The 22,364-nt window shown below is 36.8% G+C and carries 21 protein-coding genes; 11 read left to right on the forward strand and 10 right to left on the reverse strand.

Annotated elements, in window-relative coordinates:
- Positions 1–7 precede the first annotated feature (7 nt).
- Both PMAN_RS06645 and PMAN_RS06650 read left to right on the forward strand, forming a co-directional pair.
- On the forward strand, positions 8–1,702 hold the full coding sequence (locus PMAN_RS06645; protein WP_008133030.1) for an NAD-dependent malic enzyme: 1,695 nt from the start codon (positions 8–10) through the stop codon (positions 1,700–1,702).
- Positions 1,703–1,880: 178 nt separating this feature from the next.
- Entirely contained in the window at positions 1,881–2,606 is a 726-nt protein-coding gene (locus tag PMAN_RS06650) for an SIMPL domain-containing protein (RefSeq protein WP_010556502.1), read from the forward strand.
- On the opposite strand, the gene PMAN_RS06655 is transcribed toward PMAN_RS06650, so the two are convergent.
- Positions 2,594–3,961 (reverse strand): DUF2254 domain-containing protein, encoded by a 1,368-nt coding sequence (locus tag PMAN_RS06655; protein ID WP_010556503.1) that lies wholly within the window; start codon positions 3,959–3,961, stop codon positions 2,594–2,596. The genes PMAN_RS06650 and PMAN_RS06655 overlap by 13 nt on opposite strands.
- Positions 3,962–4,113: 152 nt before the next feature.
- Here PMAN_RS06655 and PMAN_RS06660 point away from each other — a divergent pair, with 152 nt between their 5' ends.
- The 4 genes from PMAN_RS06660 to PMAN_RS06675 all read left to right on the forward strand — a co-directional run bounded on the left by PMAN_RS06660 (position 4,114) and on the right by PMAN_RS06675 (position 6,866).
- Positions 4,114–4,488 (forward strand): MAPEG family protein, encoded by a 375-nt coding sequence (locus PMAN_RS06660; RefSeq protein ID WP_006792956.1) that lies wholly within the window; start codon positions 4,114–4,116, stop codon positions 4,486–4,488.
- Between the two features lie 14 nt (positions 4,489–4,502).
- A complete protein-coding gene (locus PMAN_RS06665) occupies positions 4,503–5,138 on the forward strand; it encodes a sulfotransferase (RefSeq protein ID WP_010556504.1) in 636 nt (211 codons plus the stop codon).
- 106 nt (positions 5,139–5,244) lie between these two features.
- Positions 5,245–5,817, forward strand: a complete 573-nt coding sequence (locus tag PMAN_RS06670) for a MiaE family protein (RefSeq protein WP_008133023.1) — start codon at positions 5,245–5,247, stop codon at positions 5,815–5,817.
- A 272-nt stretch (positions 5,818–6,089) separates the two neighbouring features.
- Complete coding sequence (locus PMAN_RS06675) at positions 6,090–6,866, forward strand: DNA/RNA non-specific endonuclease (protein WP_010556505.1); 777 nt, start codon at positions 6,090–6,092, stop codon at positions 6,864–6,866.
- A 281-nt stretch (positions 6,867–7,147) separates the two neighbouring features.
- Here the strand turns inward: PMAN_RS06675 and PMAN_RS06680 are convergent, their stop codons facing one another.
- The 6 genes from PMAN_RS06680 to PMAN_RS06705 form a co-directional block, all read right to left on the reverse strand.
- Entirely contained in the window at positions 7,148–8,107 is a 960-nt protein-coding gene (locus tag PMAN_RS06680) for a sugar-binding transcriptional regulator (RefSeq protein WP_006792952.1), read from the reverse strand.
- Between the two features lie 176 nt (positions 8,108–8,283).
- Positions 8,284–9,294 carry an ABC transporter ATP-binding protein gene (locus tag PMAN_RS06685; protein ID WP_010556506.1) on the reverse strand — a complete coding sequence of 337 codons (1,011 nt, stop codon included), beginning with the start codon at positions 9,292–9,294 and terminating at the stop codon, positions 8,284–8,286.
- Positions 9,295–9,304: 10 nt separating this feature from the next.
- Positions 9,305–10,135: a carbohydrate ABC transporter permease gene (locus PMAN_RS06690; RefSeq protein ID WP_008133015.1), complete on the reverse strand. Its 831-nt coding sequence runs from the start codon at positions 10,133–10,135 to the stop codon at positions 9,305–9,307.
- Between the two features lies 1 nt (position 10,136).
- Complete coding sequence (locus tag PMAN_RS06695) at positions 10,137–11,009, reverse strand: carbohydrate ABC transporter permease (RefSeq protein WP_008133013.1); 873 nt, start codon at positions 11,007–11,009, stop codon at positions 10,137–10,139.
- A 138-nt stretch (positions 11,010–11,147) separates the two neighbouring features.
- On the reverse strand, positions 11,148–12,455 hold the full coding sequence (locus PMAN_RS06700; protein WP_010556507.1) for an ABC transporter substrate-binding protein: 1,308 nt from the start codon (positions 12,453–12,455) through the stop codon (positions 11,148–11,150).
- A gap of 106 nt (positions 12,456–12,561) precedes the next feature.
- Complete coding sequence (locus PMAN_RS06705; RefSeq protein WP_033035459.1) at positions 12,562–13,890, reverse strand: hypothetical protein; 1,329 nt, start codon at positions 13,888–13,890, stop codon at positions 12,562–12,564.
- Positions 13,891–14,337: 447 nt separating this feature from the next.
- On the opposite strand from PMAN_RS06705, the gene PMAN_RS06710 reads away from it, so the two are divergent.
- From PMAN_RS06710 to PMAN_RS06730, 5 genes are read left to right on the forward strand one after another with little or no spacing between them, the layout of a single operon-like run.
- Positions 14,338–14,721, forward strand: a complete 384-nt coding sequence (locus PMAN_RS06710) for a response regulator (protein WP_010556509.1) — start codon at positions 14,338–14,340, stop codon at positions 14,719–14,721.
- 12 nt (positions 14,722–14,733) lie between these two features.
- Positions 14,734–15,639, forward strand: coding sequence for an AAA family ATPase (locus tag PMAN_RS06715; RefSeq protein WP_010556510.1), 906 nt, complete (start codon positions 14,734–14,736; stop codon positions 15,637–15,639).
- 5 nt (positions 15,640–15,644) lie between these two features.
- Positions 15,645–16,634, forward strand: a complete 990-nt coding sequence (locus tag PMAN_RS06720; RefSeq protein ID WP_010556511.1) for a DUF58 domain-containing protein — start codon at positions 15,645–15,647, stop codon at positions 16,632–16,634.
- Positions 16,631–18,607 carry a transglutaminase TgpA family protein gene (locus PMAN_RS06725; protein WP_010556512.1) on the forward strand — a complete coding sequence of 659 codons (1,977 nt, stop codon included), beginning with the start codon at positions 16,631–16,633 and terminating at the stop codon, positions 18,605–18,607. Before PMAN_RS06720 ends, PMAN_RS06725 begins: the two co-directional genes overlap by 4 nt.
- A gap of 8 nt (positions 18,608–18,615) precedes the next feature.
- The gene (locus tag PMAN_RS06730; RefSeq protein WP_010556513.1) at positions 18,616–19,938 is read left to right on the forward strand and encodes a Na+/H+ antiporter family protein; all 1,323 of its coding nucleotides are present in this window, start codon (positions 18,616–18,618) and stop codon (positions 19,936–19,938) included.
- 180 nt (positions 19,939–20,118) lie between these two features.
- Here the strand turns inward: PMAN_RS06730 and PMAN_RS06735 are convergent, their stop codons facing one another.
- From PMAN_RS06735 to PMAN_RS06745, 3 genes are read right to left on the reverse strand one after another with little or no spacing between them, the layout of a single operon-like run.
- Positions 20,119–20,550: an acyl-CoA thioesterase gene (locus PMAN_RS06735; RefSeq protein ID WP_006792940.1), complete on the reverse strand. Its 432-nt coding sequence runs from the start codon at positions 20,548–20,550 to the stop codon at positions 20,119–20,121.
- A gap of 5 nt (positions 20,551–20,555) precedes the next feature.
- Positions 20,556–21,374: a M23 family metallopeptidase gene (locus PMAN_RS06740; protein WP_010556514.1), complete on the reverse strand. Its 819-nt coding sequence runs from the start codon at positions 21,372–21,374 to the stop codon at positions 20,556–20,558.
- Positions 21,367–22,224: a 6-carboxytetrahydropterin synthase gene (locus PMAN_RS06745; RefSeq protein ID WP_010556515.1), complete on the reverse strand. Its 858-nt coding sequence runs from the start codon at positions 22,222–22,224 to the stop codon at positions 21,367–21,369. The genes PMAN_RS06740 and PMAN_RS06745 overlap by 8 nt, the downstream gene beginning before the upstream one ends.
- Between the last annotated feature and the right edge of the window lie 140 nt (positions 22,225–22,364).

Here is a 22,364-nt window from a genome sequence, read left to right on the forward strand (position 1 = left end):
TGGAAATATGACAACAAATACTGATCCTAATTACTTATATATTCATCACTCTGGCCCTGGCCTTATTGAAACGCCATTACTAAACAAGGGCAGTGCGTTTAGTAAAAAAGAGCGCGAAAATTTTAACCTTGCAGGTTTACTTCCTCCACGCTTTGAAACCATCGAAGAGCAAGTTGAACGTTGTTATCAACAATACTCAAGTTTTACCGACAATTTAAATAAGCACATTTATTTACGTGCCATTCAAGATAACAACGAAACGCTTTACTACCGCTTAGTGCGCGATCATCTTGAAGAAATGATGCCGATTATTTACACCCCTACAGTGGGTGATGCCTGTGAAAAGTTTTCGGATATTTACCGCAGCGCACGTGGCTTGTTTATTTCGTACGAAGACCGTTACCAAATTGACGACATTTTACGTAATGCCACAAAGGGTAAAGTAAAAGTCATTGTTGTGACCGACGGTGAACGTATATTAGGACTAGGCGACCAAGGTATTGGCGGCATGGGTATTCCTATTGGTAAATTGTCATTGTACACCGCGTGTGGTGGCATAAGCCCAGCATATACATTGCCAGTTATGCTTGACGTAGGGACAAACAACGAAAAGCTTTTAAATGATCCTATGTATATGGGCGCGCGCCATAAACGTATAGCCCAAGACGAGTACGATGAGTTTTTAGATCTATTTATTAAAGCGGTCAAACGCCGTTGGCCAAATGTATTGCTTCAATTTGAAGACTTTGCACAACCTAATGCTATGCCGCTTCTTAAGCGCTACCGTGAAGAAATTTGTAGCTTTAACGATGACATTCAAGGCACTGCATCAGTAACAGTTGGCTCTTTATTAGCTGCGTGTCGTGTTAAAGGCTCAACTCTTAGCCAACAAAAAGTTGTATTTGTTGGTGCAGGCTCTGCGGGGTGTGGTATTGCTGAGCAAATTATTAGCCAAATGGTATTTGAAGGTATCTCTGAAGAGCAAGCTCGTAGCCAAGTATTTATGGTTGACCGTTTTGGTCTGTTAACTAATGGCATGGAAGGGCTACGCGACTTCCAACAAGCTTTAGCGCAACCAACAGACGCGCTAAATGATTGGACTTACAGTGGTGAATACGCGTCATTGTTAGATGTAATGCATTGTGCAAAACCAGACATACTTATTGGTGTATCGGGTCAGCCAGGTTTGTTTACAGAGCAAGTTATTCGTGCAATGCATTCAACGTGTGAACAACCTATAATTTTCCCGTTAAGTAACCCGTCTAAACAGGTAGAAGCACACCCAGAAGACGTCATTAAATGGACTGATGGCAAAGCATTAGTTGCAACAGGTAGCCCGTTTGATCCCGTTGAATATAATGGTGAAACTTTCCCAATTCCACAGTGTAACAACAGTTATATTTTCCCTGGTATTGGTTTAGGTGTTATTGCAGCTAAGGCTACACGCATTACAGATGCCATGCTTAGCGTGTCGAGTGAAATGCTTGCTGAGTCTTCACCGCGAGCAAACAGCGGTAAAGGCAGTTTATTACCAGCATTAACAGAAATTGAAACGCTTAGTAAACGCATTGCATTTGCTATTGCTAAAAAAGCGATAGAAGAGGGGGTTGCATTGGAAATTTCTGACGATGCTCTGTGGGCAGCCATTGATAAAAATTATTGGTTACCAAAATACCGTAACTACAAACGTTGCAGCGTTTAAGTGGTATAAGTAATTTTATGTAACCCTGCGTTACAACACATAACAAAAAACAGGCGCTTGCCTGTTTTTTTATGCTTGTTCATTTATTGTTAACCCATTAGGCTCTTAAATAGAGCTAATGCAAATCCGCGATCATACTTAATTAAACAAATTAGTATAAAACAAAAAGGATTCTATGATGAACACACTAAAACTTTTTCTCGGCAGCGCCATAGCATTAAGCACACTTAGTTTGAATGCCTTTGCCAGCTCAACACCTGATTCACCACACATATATGTGAAAGGGCAAGCGACACTTACCACCATGCCAGATTATGCACAAATGAGTGTGGGTATCACTGAAGTAAATAAAGACCTAATAGCTGCAAAAAACAAAGCCGATATCACTATGGCAAAAGCCATCAAATTAGTAAAAACGTTAGGCGTTAAAGACACTGACATTAATGCAGGGCAAATTAATATACACCGTAATACCCAATACAACCGCCAAACTGGACAGCAAGAATTTATAGGTTTCAAAATTACTCGAACACTAACGGTCAAACTTACTGATATAAGTAAATACCCTACGTTATTACAAAGTTTGGTTAATAACGGCATAAACCAAATTAACAATACCCAATTTTTAGCTAGCAACTATAACGAGCTTCATAAAAAAGCTCAAAAAATGGCAATACAAGATGCTAAAAAAGCGGCTAAAGAATTAAGCGACGACTTTGATGTTTCGTTAAAAGGATTATATAGCGCGTCGTTGAGCCCACTTAATGTTCAAACTCAGCCCTATATGCGTGCAAAAGAAATGGTAATGGCGGATAGTGCACCCGGTAATTATGTACCGGATGCGTATCACAGTGGAGAAATTAAGGTAACAGCATCTAGTTACGCTATTTATTACATTGAGTAGGAATTATTTTGGTGGTGCTCAAAACGTGCCACCAATTGACTACCTTGTTGCTCATTGATGCGTGTTATGGAATTTAGCATATTACAAATTTCGCGCCTGTCGTACTCGTTAGTCACATTCATGTTTATGTCATCAACAATAGCGAATAAATAATTAAATAAGCTTTCGCGTGCTTTTTCATTATCGTGCGCCACAAATAAAATATTTTTAAATGCTTCTAATACATTTGTCATTACATAGGCGTCACCTTTTGCATAATGACGAAGCGGCGAAAAGTTATCATGCAGTAACTCATCAAAACTGGTTTCATGTAAATATAAAAGCGGTTTTTTTTCACTGTGCTTAAACGAATAATTTATATCGTTAAGAGATAGGCGCTCAATCAGTAAAATACTCAGCATATCAATTGATTTAACAGCGGTACCTGGATCGTTAATGCCAGGGCTCATAGCTTTTACTGCTATTTCAGATATTTGTGTTAAACCATAGCGGTAGTGGTCGCTAATGTATTCTTCTATATAAAAAATAAAGCAATCTAATATTTTTTCTAAGAGCTCTTCATCGTGGGTTATATCGACATTACATTTTAAAAATGGATAACCTTTTACTGTAAAATATCCTTGGTTAACAGAAATATATAAGTTTATATCGTGCTCTTTTAAAATTGCACACAGTTTATCTGTTTGCACACCCTTATAATAACCCTCTGTTTTACTGCTTATGGAGTGCCATGTTGAAAAATCTGGAAACTCACTAACAGGGGCCTCTTTTTGTCTTTTAATGATCGCTTTAATTTCTTTTTTAGTCTGGCTAAACAAACCATTGAGGACATTATCGACTTGGATAGCGCGTGAAATAGAATGAATAAAAAATACAAATAACCCTAATGAAATCAAGCCAAAAATTAAAGCAAATAAAACACCTATAGACGGAATTGCAGTGCTGCCGCCTTCTAACTTATTAATATTTATAAGCATGATAATAGAGTAAATGATACTGCCTAAGTAAAAGCCGAGCACCATTTGATGAGACTTCCTAGTAATTAAACCAGGCACAACGCGAGGCGATAGACTCGCACTAGCAGAGTTTAAAACCACCATAACCATAGAAAAACTAAATACAGTTAATGAGATAATACTACCTGCTAGCGTACTTAAAATTGTTCGCGCATTTTCTGCGCTATCAACCAAAACCACTGAGATAAAAGACTTCAACTGCTCAACAGGGGCTAAATATTCAACCGACATTGTAATGATGGCAAAAAACAAAAAACCAACAGAAAGCACAGAAGGGTAAAAGCCAATGCTGTTTATCATTTCACGATAACTATCGGCCACTTTGCGAGGAACAAACATATAATCCCTATGATTGCGTATAAAATATGGCTATCACCTTATCATAGTTGAACTTTAAACTTGTGATAAAGCCGTTAATTTATATGTTATTATCTGCACAGCTTAACACTGCCCATACTTAATGCGTTTAAAAAAACTAATAGGAACACACTGTGATTATTTCAACATATGCTGCATTACTCGCTTTTTTTTATATTTATTTAAGCTTTAATGTCATAAAAGTTCGCAGAGCAGAGCAAATATCATTAGGTGATAACGGTAATTCAGTTTTACAACGTGCAATTAGAGCACATGCAAACTTTATGGAATATGTACCTTTTGCCGTTATTTTATTATTTTTAGCTGAATACCAAGGTCTAGCCAGTCATTATTGTCACCTTTTAGGCGCATCTTTGTTAATTGGTCGATTTTTTCATAACCTAGGTATAGTAGAAAAAAACTTAAAGTATCGTCAAATAGGGACTGTAGCTACTTTTCTGGTTATGATAATAAGCGCGTTTGTTTTATTACTCACTCGTAATAGCTAATTAAAGTACAGTACATGACTAAAATATTTGTAATAGGCTTACCGAGAACTGGCACAACTAGTGTGTGCCACGCACTACTAGAATTAGGATTATCCACTGCACACACAGCATACACAAAAGCTAGTTTTGACAATGCACAAGCTATTGCCGACACCCCCATATTTACTGATTATAAAATGCTTGATAAGCATTACCCAGGGTCTAAGTTTATATATTTGGAAAGAGAAATTGATGTTTGGTTGCCATCCATTAGGCAATTACTCACACGTATGCATACTAATTTAACACGTACAGATGGCGGTTTTAATATTCATATAAAACGGTGTTACTTAGATGTTTTTTCTAATTTATCTCTCGAAAACATTAGTGATGATAGTTACTTAGCAGACTGTTACAAGCGTCACCTAAATGCTGCACAGTATTATTTTGAAAAAAAACAAGCTGACTTTTTATCGATTGATATTGCAAAGGCGGGGAGTTATCAAAAAGTATGTGATTTTTTGAACATACAAAGTGATAAAACTGATTTTGATAAAATGAATATGGGCGGAAAAGTCACCGCATGGAACGATATTAAACACCCGTTAAAAATAGAGTCGACAGCAAAAGGGCGCATAGATAAACATTTACCTTACACCTCTCAACTGTAATTATCTAAATTAAGCCTTAAGAGCATTGCTTTACTAAAACCTATTGCGAGATTTTTATTTTCAAATACGTTAAAATTCCCGCATTATTTTTTAAGTAGTATTTATTATGTTTGAATTAAAATACCAAACGCCATTTGAATGGACCGAGGCTGTACTTGCCGACTTTAACACCTTTTTGCAAGATCATGCGGCTGCTGAAAAAAAAGCATCAGGCATGGCTATTTCAATGCTTTCGCATTACCCAGACAAGCGTAAACTTGTAAAAGCAATGACCGATTTAGCCCTTGAAGAGCTTATTCATTTTAAACAAGTACTTAAGCTATTAACTGAACGCGACACAACACTGGGTGATGACCAAAAAGATCCGTACATAAAGCAAATTCGTGCTTTATTTAGACACGGACGTGATGGCTTTTTAATGGATAGGTTATTAGTTGGCGGTGTAATTGAAGCTCGTGGGCACGAACGTTTTTCATTAGTTGCGCAAGCATTACCTGAAGGTAAAGAAAAAGAGTTTTATGTAGCCATTGCTAAATCAGAAGAAAAGCACAAAAACTTATTTGTAGAGCTAGCCTACGAATACTTTGACAAAGAAGAAGTAGACGTGCGTTTAGAAGAGTTATTAGTTGCTGAGGCTGAAATTTGTAAAAGCATTCCATTTACAGCGGCACTTCATTAATAATATTTTATTAAATTATAAAACGCAGGCATTTGCCTGCGTTTTTTTATGCCTAGGATTTATTTAAAATGCATAAATAACTATTGGTAGGGTGCTTATTACCTTTTTATTAACCGATTAACTAGAACGAATAAATTAACAATTAAACACAATACTTAAGTGCTAAATATACATGTATGCAATTAACTTATTGAATATATGAATAAAGTTAAATATATCTGTAACATAAACTTGTTAGGTTTTTATCCTCATTTATACAGGATAAAACAACAATGAAATCATTTATAAACATATCACTTACCTTAACAAGCTTACTACTAGCTTCAACTGCCAATGCTGCCAATTGCTTAGAAGGTTGTCCAACAGGATTAAACAACGGTAAAACAATTGAACGTAGTATTTATACTTTAAAAAATAACCGTTACACAAAATTTGCAGACTGGGTAGCATACCAAGTAACGCCCAATACAATGAGCGGACCATCAAGATCAAGAAGTTGGAAATCAGACCCTGATTTATATTCCCATTATACGCTTGAGCCGAGTGATTATACCGATGCATATGCAACAATTAATACTGACCGAGGGCATCAGGTTCCATTGGCATCTTTTAGTAATACAGCTGATTGGCGTTTAACAAATTTGCTTTCTAATATTACACCACAATCTTCAGCATTAAACCAAGGGCCATGGGTTAGGCTTGAAACAGCGGTAAGAAATCATGTTGATGATGGAAATAACTTATATGTAGTTACTGGTCCAATGTACGAATATTACTTTGCAGATTTACCACGAGCAAATGAAAACCATACTATACCAAGTGGTTATTTTAAAATTGTAATGAAGCAATCTGGTAACACCATTAAAGCATCAGCATTTATTATGCAGCAAAGTGCTGGCCGCAGAGATAATTTTTGTAATACCCAAGTAAGTATTGATGAAGTTGAAAGTAGAACTGGCATTAATGTTTTACCTAATTTAACGAGTAATCAGGCACAAACTATAGAATCATCCGTATTTGGTTTAGCAAGTGAATTAGGCTGTAATTAAAATATCTACATGATTAGCGGTATAAATTTATGCGGCTAATCATGATTTAAAATAAATAATAGTGAAATAGAGCATTTTATACGTTAAATAGATAAGCACTTTACCTTACTAAGTAATTAAAACACCACATTTAACATAATATAAATTATAGGTAGTTGAATGTTATTTGATAAGAGCGCATAAATGCACTCTTATTATGTCCAATACTAGACGGTATCGGACATTAGGTCGTTTTGTTCGCTATAAAAATTTTGTAATACACAATGCAATTTTCAAATAACTCAATCAATGCTGAGTAAACGTTCTGCGGTATATTCGTTAGTGATTAAACCACTAATCATATTTGATCTTACTGCGCCTAGTATAGCCAACACTTTTTCTTCACCTGCAGCTATTGCATAAATTTGTTTGTTTTCATTTGTTACTAATGGCGTACTCGCAACGCGTTGGTTTACAGTGCAATCTAGCAATTTACCATTTTTATCGTAAACCCAGCTGATCATTTCGCCAACGGCGCCTAAGTCTTGAAGCTCTTTTAATTCATCAGCGTCAACAAAACCATCTATGTGTAATGGTGACTTTTCACCTAAACTACCAATGCCAACAAAAGTTACGTCTGCATTTTTAGCAAGCTTCAGGTTCGCAGTTATATTATGTTGTGCATGAAGTTGGTTTTTTTCTTCAATACTGCGCGGTAAAACTGGCAATGGCATCGGATAATGTTTTGCATTAGTGTGTTCAGCCATTCTAACTACAACATCGTAAGGCGAAGCCGAACCATCTAACGCCATGTTACCTAACATAGCCACTATTTTATGTTGTGGGCAATCAAGTATTGGTAGTTCATCAACAATAGCACGCAAAACTCTCCCTGTTCCCATTGCTAATACTTTTGGCGTTTCTGATTTCAAATGGCGCTGTATCTCAGCGGCACCAGCTTGTGCAAGTCCAACTGTAGATGATGGTTCAGAAGGATCGCTTGGTACCACTTCACATGATGCTAAACCAAATCGGCTTTTTAATTTTTCTGCTAAATCCATACATTTGGCAATGGGGTGATCGAGTCTTACTTTTATTAGGCCTTGGCTAACTGATAAAGCAACCATTCGCTGCGCTGACTGACGAGATACATTAAGCTTTTTCGCTATTTCGTCTTGAGTTTGGCCGGCGACATAATATAACCACCCCGCTCTTGCTGCATCATCAAGTTTTCTTATTTCTGTGTTCGATAATTTTGCCACTTAAACCTCTGTAATTAAGGAGTAACTTGTGTTTGATATTATTAATGGCTTCAAACTTATGCTTTAAGGCAAATATATCATTTATTTATATAATGCCGAAGCCAATAATGAGCTAATAACCAATACCTTAAAGTTAATTATGACTAAATAAGGTATTGGCTCTATTGCTTTCAAACTTAGTTGCTAGCTTTAATCGTTACCCCGTTTTTATCAAACCTGTGTACCTTATTTTCTTGCGCAGTTAAAAATACAGAGTCACCGTATTGGAGCGAGCAATCACCGTCAGCTTTTACGGTCACTGTGCTGCCATTTGTAAGTGTTACATGTAAAAAACTCTCAGACCCTAAGTGCTCAATTACCCCTACTTTACCTGACCACGTGCCTGTATCTTGCGATATTATAAAGTGCTCTGGACGAACACCTAAGCTTGACGCTCCATTAGTGTCACCATTTGGTACATCAATAAAGTTCATTTTTGGTGAACCAATAAAACCGGCAACAAATTTATTTACTGGGTGTTGATAAAGTTCCAATGGCGTACCTACTTGCTCGATAATACCGCCATTAAATACGGCAATTCTGTCGGCCATTGTCATTGCTTCAACTTGGTCGTGAGTTACATAGATCATTGTAGTGGCTAAACTTTTATGCAGCTCTGAAATTTCAAGACGCATATTTACACGCAATGAAGCATCTAAATTTGATAGTGGCTCATCGAATAAAAACGCAGAGGGTTGTCTAACAATTGCGCGCCCTATTGCTACTCGTTGACGTTGACCACCTGATAGCTGTCCTGGTTTTCGATCTAGATAATCAGTTAAATTAAGAATTTTAGCGGCGTTAGCGATTTTAGTTTCTATTTCTGCAGCGCTTACTTTAGCGCGCTTAAGTGGAAAAGCAATGTTATTGCGAACGCTCATATGTGGGTACAACGCGTAAGATTGGAACACCATTGCTAAGCCTCTTTTAGCAGGTGGTGTATGTGTTGCATCTTGCCCGTCTATTTCAATATTTCCGCTTGTTGTGTCTTCAAGCCCCGCAATCATACGTAGTAATGTTGATTTACCACAGCCTGATGGCCCAACAAAAACAATAAATTCACCGTCTTTAATTTCTAAATCTAACGGTTTAATAACGTTTACGTCGTCAAAGTTTTTAGTGACTTGTTTTAGTGTGATGCTGCCCATGTGTGTTCTCCTACTTTACTGCGCCAAAGCTTAAGCCGCGCACTAATTGTTTTTGACTAAACCAACCAAGAATTAAAATTGGCACAATGGCCATGGCAGATGCTGCCGATAATTTGGCGTAAAATAACCCTTCAGGGCTTGAATAACTGGCTATAAATGCAGTTAATGGTGCAGCATTTGCTGCGGTTAATATCAGAGTCCAAAATGCCTCGTTCCAGGCTAAAATTACATTTAACAATAATGTTGAAGCAATGCCAGGTAAGGCTATAGGCAGTAATACATGAAATATTTCTTCGCCAATTGTTGCACCATCCATGCGTGAAGCTTCTAATATTTCACCCGGTATTTCTCTGAAATAGGTATAAAGCATCCAGATCATAATTGGTAAATTTATAAGGGTCATCACGATAACTAAACCTAGTTTTGTATCGAGTAAACCGAAGTCGCGAAATAATAAGTAAATAGGTATTAGCACCCCTACCGGCGGTAGCATTTTGGTCGAAAGCATCCACATTAGTAAATTTTTTGTTTTTTTACTTTGCACAAAAGCCATAGACCATGCAGCCGGAACAGCGATTAATAAACCTAATAAACTTGACCCTAATGAAATAACAACCGAATTCCAAAAATGCGTAAAGTATGGTGAGCGTGATAATACATCTGAGTAATTTATTAGCGTCCACTCGAATGCAAACAAAGTGGGTGTAGCTGATATAGCCTCAGATTCTGTTTTAAAACTTGTGATCAACGTCCATAAAATAGGGAAGAAAATCATTGAACTGACTGTCCATGCCGCTATGGTATAAATAAGTGTTGAACGTGTGTTATTTTTAATACTCATTTTACCCCTCCAAGTTTTTGCCAATTAAGCGCATTAAAAATATTGCTACTATATTTGCAATGATCACGGCAACAATGCCACCTGCCGAACCACCACCTACATCAAATTGCAGTAATGATTGGGTATAAATTAAATAAGTAATATTTGTTGATGAATAACCTGGTCCACCGCTTGTTGTAACCAATATTTCAGCAAATATAGAGAGTAAAAAGATGGTTTCAATTAATATCACCGCAGTCACAGCGCGAGATAAATGAGGTAAAACAATATAGAAAAACTTACTAAATGGGCCTGCGCCATCTAAATCAGCAGCTTCTAATTGTTCGCGGTCTAGTGATTGAATAGCTGTAAGCAAAATCAGTGCTGCAAATGGTAACCACTGCCAAGACACAATTATAATAATTGAAAATAATGGCATTTGAGCAAAAAAGTCTATTGGCTCAAAACCTAACCAAATTGCAAAGTGAGCAAACAAACCATTTACAGGGTTCATAAGCATGTTTTTCCACACTAAGGCTGAAACCGTTGGCATAACAAAAAATGGCGCAAGTACCATTATACGAACGTAATTACGTCCCCATATTGCTTGGTCTAATAAAATAGCCAAACCTATACCACCACAAATGGTAATGAGTAACACGCCAGTAACTAAATAAAGCGTGTTAAAAAAAGATTCAAAAAACGCTGGATCAGTTAGAAAAAACTCATAGTTTAAAAAACCTACAAATTCTTTATCTCCAGGAACCAATAAATTGTAATCAATGAATGAAAAATACAATGTCATACACAGCGGAACAATCATCCAAGCGAGTAACAATGTTACGCTAGGAAGAAGCATGAACCGAGCAAGCGTACGCGAGTTAGTTGTTGCCATAACGGTGACCTTAAAAAAGCCAATTCTATTTACTCACTATTAAGTGAAAATCAGAAACCCTTAATAATATGTAAAATCATAAATAGAACTGACATAAAATACAGGGCAAGTTAAGAGCTTGCCCACCTATAATTGATACTACTTAGGGTAACGGGCTTTACGCATGGCTCTTTCAACTAAACGTTGAGATGAGCTTAACGCTTGTTTAACGGTCATTTGCCCAGTTAAAGCGGCTGAAAATTGTTGCCCTACTGCTGTTCCTATCCCTTGAAACTCCGGAATAGCAACAAACTGAATACCAACATAAGGAACAGGTTTTACGGTTGGGTTTTTAGGATCTGCGGTTTCGATTGAATCTAATGTTATTTGAGCAAAAGGCGCTGCTTCCATATACTTAGAGTTACTGTATAAAGATTTACGAGTACCCGGTGGCACTTTTGCCCAGCCTTTTTTATCGGCTACAAGTTGAGTATATTCTTTAGATGTTGCCCAGCTGATAAATTTCATTGCAGAGTCTTGTTTTTTACTGCTTGAAGGAATGGCTAGTGTCCACGACCATAACCAATTACCACGTTTACCTAGTCCGTTGTCTGGTGCGAGTGCAAAACCAACTTTATCGGCTACTTCAGAATCTGTTTTGTTTGTAACAAATGCGCCAGCTACTGTTGCATCAATCCATATACCACACTTACCGGTTTGAAATAATGCTAGATTTTCGTTAAAGCCATTAGCTGACGAACCAGCAGGACCTGATTCATTCATAACATCAACATAGTACTGAAGAGTTTTTTCCCATTCAGGTGTATTAAACTGAGGCTTCCAGTTTTCGTCAAACCAACGTGCACCGAATGAGTTAGCCATTGATGTAATAAGCGCAATATTTTCTCCCCAACCGGCTTTACCACGCAAACACATACCATAAACGCCATCCTCTTTACTGGTCATCGCTTTTGCTGCTTTTCTAATAAAGTCCCAAGACGGTGCTTTAGGCATGGTTAACCCAGCTTTTGCCATTAAATCAGTACGGTACATAACCATTGAGCTTTCGCCATAGAAAGGAGCGGCGTATAGCTTATCGTTAACGGTAAGGCCGCTTCGAATAGCGGGTAGTAAATCATCTAAATCGTAATTTTTGCCAAGGTTATCTAACTCTGTTAACCAGTTCTGTTTGCCCCAAATTGGTACTTCATAAGTACCGATGGTCATAACATCATACTGACCGCCTTTTGTGGCCACGTCTGTTGTTACACGCTGGCGTAAAATATTTTCTTCAAGTGTTACCCACTTCAAATCTATATCTGGGTTTTGGCTGGTGAATTCATTGCTTAGTTCTTTCATGGTGATCATGTCACCATTATTAACAGTAGCAATTGTAATTGTTTCTTTTGCGTAAGCGTTGCTCATTGCCATGATGCCACAGGCAAGCATTAATAATTTATTTTTCATTTTAAATACCTTATCTCAAACAATAAAAGGTGCACTTGTACTTAAAAAAGTTAATTAAAATAGCTTTAATTACGTGAATATTAAGTACTAAGTTGCTGAATATAAGTTAAAATTTAACTGAAATCTCAGATGTGAAACCGTCAAAACCAGCGCCTATTTGGCCTGCAGAGTTAACGCCTTCTTCTTGATTTACATATTCCACTTTTAATAACGTTTTATCGTTAAACCAGTAGCCCGCAGCAACTTGAATACGCTCTACTGTATTGTCTGTTTGCTCAATTAAATCAGATGTATTTTCTGCTTCTGAATAACGAGCTGCTACATATAACTGTTTAGGGATAAGGTATTGTTGTGCTTCAAAAACAAAATATTCTACTGATGTATCACCTTTGATCACACTGTTTGAATCGTACGTTGTGCCATTAGCGTCGGCTACTCCATCGGTACCAAAGTATGTAATTCCTGCAACTGCATTACCCGCAGCATCTGCAAATGTGTAATCATCTGATGATTTACCAACCATGAACACTAAACTTGTTTCGTCAGATGGTTGGTATGCTAGATTTAGTTGTATGATTGACTGCTCAAGTCCGGGCATTGCACCTACGTGCGTGTCACGTTCATTTGATGGTGAGGCAGAAAAGTTATAGTTTTCACCATCGCCAAAACGATAGTTTGTTGTAGTTACTCCGTCTAAACTAGCTACACCATTTTCAAAGTTTAACTGATCGCCTTGATTGGCTTTGAAAAGATTTAAACCCGCTTTGAAACCGCCTTCAAATTCTAATGTGCCTTGTAAACGGTAATTGTAACCACGGTCTTCTTGGAATGCTTCGCCAAAGCTTGAGGTTGTTATATGGCCAGCCACATTGTATGAGCGAAGAAAACCGCTGTCGTAATTCTTTGTATAACTAAGTTGCGCGCCGTTTTCAGCTGTAGCGTAATCAGTTATTCCGTTACCAATTAATGCATTACCTTGGTTATCTGCTCCATCTTGGAATCCTTTGAATTGAAACGGTGATGCACCAATGTTACCAAGCCTAAGGGTCAGATTCTCATCTTCTTTTGGTGTTCCATAAAGGCCAAATAAATCAAACTCAACACCGGCAAAGTCATTATGAAATGAAAAATCTCGGTCGCCGCCACCAAAATCATTTGGCTCTTCAGCTATATCAATATCAGCTGTAATAAATTCGTTAATATGAAATTTAAGCTGTAAATTTGCTCTTACACGGCCAAATCCAGATTCTTGTACTTCATCTTCAGGACGAAACGCCCCCTCTTTTGCTTGAATAGACTGGAAATTTTGCATTAATAAAAAGTCGACATCAACGCGGTCTAAGTAGTCAGAAACATCAGCTTGAGCTGACATAGAGGTAGCCATTGCAGCTGTTAATAGTGAGATTGCGAATTTTGTATTTTTATTTTTTAACATAATAAGCTCTTCGTGTTGTGTAGTGTTTAGTGTGAGTGTGTAGAAAAGCATTATGAGCATTGGATGTGACTTTATATTAAAATCCACCAATGAGCATAAGCCCAACTGCTGAGCATAATCACAGAATGATTTTAATAGGTCAACGATTTTTTTATTACAAAACATTTACAAAATTAGAATTGTTAATTTAAAAGTCTTAATATCAATGACTTGTAAATTTATTAGATGTGGTTGAAAAAACGAGTGTGCGGGTGTTTATAAAATGGATAACTTTTAAATTAATTAGAAAGTAGTAGAATTGAGTGTTGTTTTGATATTTTTTAAGTAGAATACAAAATCAACAAAAGTATGGATGTATTGTGATTTTTTAAGCAACGTTCTTGAGGTTATTATGGTCATAGCTTAATATTAATGTACTTAAGAAGTATTAAAAGAAGTAACTTACATATGGAATTTGTTCGCCCTTTAGAGCCTATCCTCATCATTGACGATGTTAAAGAAATCCGTGATTACCTAAACCAAATATTAACCGAACTGGGTTATGAAGATATTTTAGAAAGCACGGATTTTAGCTCTGCCAAGCCAGTTATTGATAAAAAATGCCCTAATGTGATTTTTTTAGATGTAGACTTACCCGACTCTGATGGGACTGATATTTTAGAATTTATTAATATAACCTACCCAAACGCACATGTAGTTATGTGCTCAGGTCATAACAGCTTAGAAAATGTTCAGAATACTTGGGAGCTTGGAGCTAAAGGGTTTATAGCAAAACCTTTTAATGCAAAAAAAGTTGATACCGTAATGAAACGTCTCGAACACATAGAATAATAAAAGGTTAGCATGCAAAGCTCCGTTAAAGCGATTATTGAAGACTTATCAGATGTTATTTTTGGAAAACAAAAACAGATAAAATTAGCACTAACTTGCTTGTTCAGCGAAGGACACTTACTAATTGAAGACTTGCCTGGCATGGGAAAAACCACGCTTTCTCATGGTTTAGCGGCAGTACTTGGCTTATCTTATCAACGAATTCAATTTACAAGTGACTTACTACCTGCCGATATACTCGGTACAAATGTATTTAATAGTAACGATCACAGCTTTACGTTTCATAAAGGCCCTATTTTTAGTCAAGTTGTATTAGCTGACGAAATAAACCGTACAGGGCCAAAAACACAAAGTGCATTACTTGAAGCCATGGAAGAACAACAAGTCACTGTTGATGGCAAAAAGTATAGCCTTCCAGATCCATTTTTTGTTATTGCTACGCAAAATCCTTTATACCAATCGGGTACTTATCCGTTACCGGAATCTCAGTTAGACCGATTTTTAATGCGTATAAGCCTTGGTTTTCCTCAAAAAGAAGCTGAAAAACGTTTAATTTTAAATATGCAAAAACGCGACTACAGCCAACTTCCTAAACGGATAGATAAGCAGCAATTAAAACAAATTCAGGCACAAATTAGTGAAGTTACACTTAGTACTCCCATTGTTGATTACATTATAGAGCTTGTTAATTATACAAGAAGCAGCAATGCGTTTGCGTCTTCATTATCACCTCGAGCAAGCATTGCGTTAGCTAAGGCTGCTAAATCATGGGCTTATATTGATGGACGCGATTATGTAATTCCTGAAGATATACAAGCAGTTTTTACAAGTGTGTGCCAGCACCGCTTAGGTTTGCATAATGAATCGGGTGAAGCTCAAGTGAATGACATTTTAAATGCTGTGCCGGTTCCGGTGTAGCTTTTATGCCATCTAAAAAACCAAAACGCTTAAGCATATTTGCATCTTTAAAACGTACTGTTTTTGATAAATTTTTAAAACATAAACACCAAAAAAATTCAATTACGTTAGAGCACAACACAATCTATGTTTTGCCATCATCCCTTGGGTGGTATTTTATTATTGTGGCTATTTTAAACTTTGTAATGGGTATAAATTATCAAAATAATTTAATTTTGATCATGTCGTATCTGATGTTCGTGGTCATTGTATTAGCAGTTTTTATGGGCTACAGCAATGCGAAAGGCTTAACAGTAACTTTTGATAAAGTATTACCTAGTTTTTCTCCACAACAACCCATTTTAAAATTGAACTTACATAGTAATTCAATCTGCCAATCGCTCTCTATTACCTATAACAATGATTTTAAAGCAAGTACACATCATGATGAAATTTCAAATAAATCGATTAGTAGCAGTTTACCGCTTCCGTATGAAACACGAGGTTGCTACAAATTAGAACGAATAAAAATAGCCAGTAACTATCCTTTTGGTTTGGTATCTGTATGGAGCTATTTACAAGTACACACTAAAACTTATGTTTACCCTGCGCACGAATACGTATTAAGCGATGCACACATTTCTTCAGAAGATGAATATACACAAAATGGAATGACAAAAAAGTCGGGAACTGAAGAATTCGACAATCTATTAATTCATCAACCCGAAATGGGCTTAAGCAGAATATCGTGGAAACACTTCGCTAAAACAAAGCAATTATTAGTCAAAGACTTTGTAGATTTTAAAGCCACTGATGCTTTGTTTGATTTTAATTTAATGAGTGGTGCTACAGAGCAACGCCTTAGCCAGTTGTGTTATTTAGTGTGTGAAGCCACTGAACACAACACCCCTTTCATGTTAAAACTGCCAAATAAATTAATCAGTATTAATACCGGACAAGCCCATAAGCAACACTGTTTAGAATGCTTAAGTTCATTTGTAGGTGAAAAGCAATGATTGAACTTAAAAATGAAAAAGTTATTAACTTCTCTTTGTGTTTTATCTACGCCTGTTTAGTTCTATTTTTTATAGCACACCTGCCACTCCCATTTATTAGTGTATTAGCTGGCTTATGCCTATGGAATGCAGTTATTACAGCCAAAAATACCGCAAAGCCTAATGCATGGCTTGCAAACATACTTGCCGCTGGTGCTTTGGGTTTAATGATATTTACAATAGGAATGTCCGATACTGTAATATTGTTTGTGGCCATGCTGTTGTTATCAAGCTTATTTAAACTTTTACAAGCTAAAAATAAAAAGCATTTTCAGGTAATTACAACGCTTACTTTTTTTTCATTGTCGTCGGTTTACTTATTTAGCCAAACTATATTTACCACTGCTGTTGTTAGCTTTTTATATGTATTAAATTTTTCAGTAATGGGTTTATTAGAATCTAAACACAACTTAAAAATAAGCGCTAAACAAAGTTCAAAGTTATTATTAATGGCGTTACCACTGGCTGTTTTTTTACTGTTGTTTTTACCAAAAATGCCTGCGTTTTGGCAGTTACCCGGGCCAAAACTTGCTAAAACTGGGCTTTCTGAGCAAGTAGATCCGTTTGATATTGCTAAATTGTCTAACTCAGATGAACTAGTATTTAGAGCTACTTTTAATAATCCCCCGCCTGCAACACCTTACTATTGGCGTGCAATTATTCATGATGAATTTAATGGCAATGCATGGCTTGCGTCTGATTTTTTAAAATACAATAACCAACAAACAAACCAAAACTTAATATCCGAAAAAAGCATACTTATTGCAAACTATTCAGTCATTGCAGAACCTGCAACGCAAAAATGGCTTTATGGCTTAACTTATTCAACCAGCAATAGTAAAAATGTAAGCGCTAATGCGCTTGGATTATTAAGGAAAAACAATTACCAAGCAAAAAGCCTGCAATATGATGTGGCAAGTTATCAATTTTCAGTAAATTCACTTAACGAATTTGAAAGAAATAGATATACATTTTTAAGTTTAAAGCAAAATATTAAAACTAATAAGTTTGCTTTACAGTTAAAAGAACAAGTTACCAATGAGCAGGCTTTTTATGACGCATTACTAGCGTACTTTGTAGAGCAAAACTTTACCTATACATTAACGCCGACCCCAATGAGTGGCGATAATACACTAGACCAATTTTTATTTGATAATAAACGTGGCTTTTGCGGGCATTATGCCAGTGCCGCTGCTTATATTTTTAGGGTTGCGGGCATACCTGCACGTGTAGTCAGTGGTTATTTAGGTGGTGAATATAATAGCGACAATAACACGCTAACTGTTCGCCAATATGACGCCCATGCTTGGGTTGAAGTATATTTACAAAATACCGGCTGGACTATTTTTGATGCCACTGCTGTTGTTGCTCCCGAGCGCTTAAATGGATCGCTTTCCCAAAACCAAGAGCTAAACGAAGAATTTAAAAATAATTTAGATTTCGGCTTAGTTAGCTTAAGTAAATTTGCAGCAATAAACTGGTTAAGGCTTGAACTAGAGCAACTAGATTATCAATGGTCTAGTTGGGTGCTTGGCTTTGATCAAGAAAAACAAAATGATTTTTTAAAATCCATCTTTGGTAATAAAAAAAGTTGGATGGTGTCTTTAGTTGTATTAATTACAGCTGGGTTAAGTTTTGCAATTTACTTTGTGTATTTAAACTGGCCAAAAGCAAAACCAGTTAAACTCCCCCCTATAGTTAAAGCCTATAATGAAGTTTTTGATTGGGGAAATAAAAACAAAATTACATCGGTCGATTCTCTTAGTCCGTCACAACAACTTGATCATATGGCAAAGCAAAGACCTAACGCGTCTAAGGAGCTAATAGAATTTAAACATTTATTCGAAAACAGCCGTTATGCTAACAAACCGTTTACCAAAGAGCGCAAAACCAAAGCTAAAGATCTGATAAAATTAATTAAAAGTTCAAAATAGAGAAAACTATGAATGCTGTTGTTGTTGGCGTGATTTTAATGCTTGCGCTCACCTTGGTTCGTGTCAATGTTATTGTAGCTATGACATTGTCTGCTTTAGTTGCTGGGTTAACTGCTGGTTTAGGAATAAAAGAAAGTTTAGATGCATTTAATTCGGGTTTGTCAGCAGGCGCTGAAATTGCCTTAAGTTATGCAATGCTTGGTGCATTCGCAGTTGCAATATCAAAGTCTGGTTTAACCCGCATATTAGCAGATAAATTATTAGCTGAAGTAGATGCTAGAGGGCAAGGCAGCCAAACATTACTTAGTTATTTTATTTTAATGATTATATTAACGTGTGCTATCTCATCACAAAACTTGGTGCCCGTGCATATAGCGTTCATCCCAATTTTGATCCCGCCTTTGTTGGTTGTATTTAATAAATTAAAACTCGATCGACGTGCAATCTCGTGTATTTTAACATTTGGTTTAGCCTCGTCCTACATGGTACTCCCCTATGGTTTTGGTGGTATTTACTTATATTCAATTTTACATAAAAATCTTGTAGATAACGGCCTCCAAATTGTAAATACCAGTGTACCCGTAGCAATGATTATTCCTGCGTTAGGAATGTTTATTGGTCTACTCATTGCTGTATTTTTTACTTATAAAAAACAACGTACTTATAAATCGATCACAGTTACTAACCAGAGCAACCATGAACCTATAAAAAACCCAAAAAAAGTCATGTTAGTTGGCTCTTTTGCAGTTATTATCTCGTTAATTTCGCAAAATATAAGTGGCTCAATGATACTTGGCGGCTTAGTAGGCGTTATGATTTTTAGCCTATTTGGTATAGTTAAATGGGAAGAAAATGGAGACGTATTTAGTAAAGGCGTTGCCATGATGGCCATGATTGGTTTTATCATGATATCGGCGCAAGGTTTTGCATCAGTTATGCAAGCGACGGGTGATATACAAAGCTTGGTCAACAGCGGTGCAAGTTTGTTTGATGGAAATAAGCCTATAGCAGCGGCGGTAATTTTATTAGTTGGTTTACTTATCACCATGGGAATTGGAAGCTCTTTTTCAACGGTACCAATTATTGCGACCTTATTTGTTCCTTTATGCCTAGAGCTTGGTTTTTCAGTAATGGCAACAGCTGCTTTAGTCGGTACTGCTGGCGCTCTAGGGGATGCGGGCTCACCTGCTTCAGACTCAACACTTGGGCCAACATCTGGTTTAAACGCAGATGGTCAGCACGACCATATTTGGGATTCGGTAGTTCCAACCTTTATACACTTTAATATTCCACTATTACTATTTGGCTGGATTGCAGCAATGGTACTTTGAGTATCCTAAAACCTTCAATTTAAGAGGCTTATTATGTAATAAGCCTCTTATTCCCTGTTTAATTTTATTCTACACATAATTTCGATGTTAAGATTAACTTTAATACAATTAAAGTATGATGTGTTCTTATACAGCTAAAATATAAGCACCTACTCTGGTGCTTATATTTTTATATTAATTTTACTTAAACCCGTTAATCATTTTGGCGCAAACAACAGGTGTTGGCCTATGATTATCATCTACAGCAACAAATGTAAAACTACCGCTTATAGCCGAGTGTTTATCATCTTTGTGCATTGTTTCAAGCAGTATATCAACATCTACTTTTAAGCTAGTGTTACCAACATGCACAACTTTAGCGATTAGTTCAGCAAATGTACCTGCAGGTATTGCTTCTTTAAAGTCTACTCTATCAGAAGAAATAGTTACCAAGGGCTTACGGCAAAAACGCGTTGCAGCAATAAATGCAACCTCGTCCATCCATGCTAATGCATCGCCACCAAATAGTGTATTGTGATGATTGGTACGCCCTGGGAATACCGTTTTTGTAACTGATGTTGTTGAATCTTTTATACGCTGAGCAATAATTGCATCGCGATTTACGTCTGTCATAGTCTCTACTTTTTGTTGGCTAACGTATCTTGCATTAATAAGCCTGGATCAAGGCGTTCGCCTTTCCAGTTAAAGCGCCAATCTAAATGCGGGCCTGTAACTCGGCCGGTTGCACCAATTTCAGCAACTTTATTACCTTGTTTAACTTTATCACCCACGTTTACATCTAACTTACTTAAATGTATGTAAGTAGATGTAATACCATGGCCATGATCTAAAATAAGTGTTCCGCCAGAATAATATAAATCGGGTTCTGCAAAAACAACAGTGCCACCAATTGGCGCATACACCGGCGAACCAGTTTTGTTAGCTATATCTAAACCAAAATGCGCGCGACGTGGTTCACCATTAAAGTAACGCTGGCTGCCATACACACCCGAAATACGCCCTTGTGCAGGTTTTAATACTGGGTCTAAAAAGTAAGTAAGGTCTGAATTAACAGCACGGGCATTTCTTACCGCAACCGCTTCTCTGCTTATACGTTCACTTACAGATTTAGGCGGAGAAACGTATTTTTTTGCAACACCCGTTATTTTGTCAATGTTGTAATCACGCTTGGTAATAATAAGATTCTGGGTATGCTTTTTGCCATTCGTATCAACCCAGCTAAGTGTATGATTTGTTTTTGCGTCACGGCCAAAACCAAATACAAAATCACCATTTTTTGAAAGCTTTAACGGTGTGTCGTTTAAACTAACAGACTGCACATCACTAAGCTTTCCTGTTACTAAGCCGCCTTGAGTAAGGTGCCCTTTTAGCTCAACAGCTAACGAATTTACACTAAATGTTGCTAAAACCAACGCAGATAAAAGTGACTTAAGCATAACTAATTGCTCCTTTGCCAACCCCTTCATACGCGGTTATTTTAACATTTTGTTCAGGGTGCTTGGCTTTAACTTGCCCTGCAATATACCCCGCAATACATTCAACGGTTGTGTCTATCGGTAAAATATCACAGCGCGTTTCACTAATGGCCATTTCGAAATAGCCTTGAGCTGATGTATAAGCAAAACAAACATCATTATCTCTTGCGCTAATATGCTTTAAGTTTTGCGGTTCTATTTGGTCTTCACTTGTTGCTAGGTAAATATCTTCCCACTGCATTGCCCATTCTTTTTGTAAGCGAGGCATGGAAATACCGTCTAGGCTTATACCTATTTGAGAACGATGACCATGAATAATGCGCTGGCAATTGCCATCATGTTTTTTAAGACCATGACTATAATGATAATAAAAGCTTTGGCTATGTTCTGGTTTTAACGATAACTCTATTTTTTCTATGTTTGAAGGCAACTTAGGTAAAATAGTATCAACTAAAAATGCAGTTACCGACTCCACATTAATTTCATCGGATTCAATCATACAATAGGCTTGATGCGGTGCACTCATTGCCAAGTGGTGGTTGTCGCCAAAAGTGCAATCTAGTGTTTTGTGATCATCAAATTCAGTCACTGAACCATTTATGCTATTAGGAATAGCTAAACGGTGATCAATACATTCATCAATAATACCTTTAATTTGTTTTTTAACTAATCCAAAGTCTAACACCATAGACTCGTCGTTAAGTTTACCGTGCAAAGTTAAATCAACAATCCAGCTCTCGCCAACGGCGCCGCGTTTGTTACATAAGTAAGAAAAATCTATCACAGTAAGTGAGTTAACAAAAAGGATCATAAACTTCCTTTAGACTAGTTATAAGACAGCGTTAATTATAATGATTTTTGATTGTAATTGCGCGGTTTTATAAAGCAAAAACCTAACGCATTGTTTGATTGATGATTTAATACTCAATATAGTAGGTATTTAACTGCTCC

The sequence above is a fragment of the Pseudoalteromonas marina genome, from assembly GCF_000238335.3.
GTDB classification, from domain to species: domain Bacteria; phylum Pseudomonadota; class Gammaproteobacteria; order Enterobacterales; family Alteromonadaceae; genus Pseudoalteromonas; species Pseudoalteromonas marina.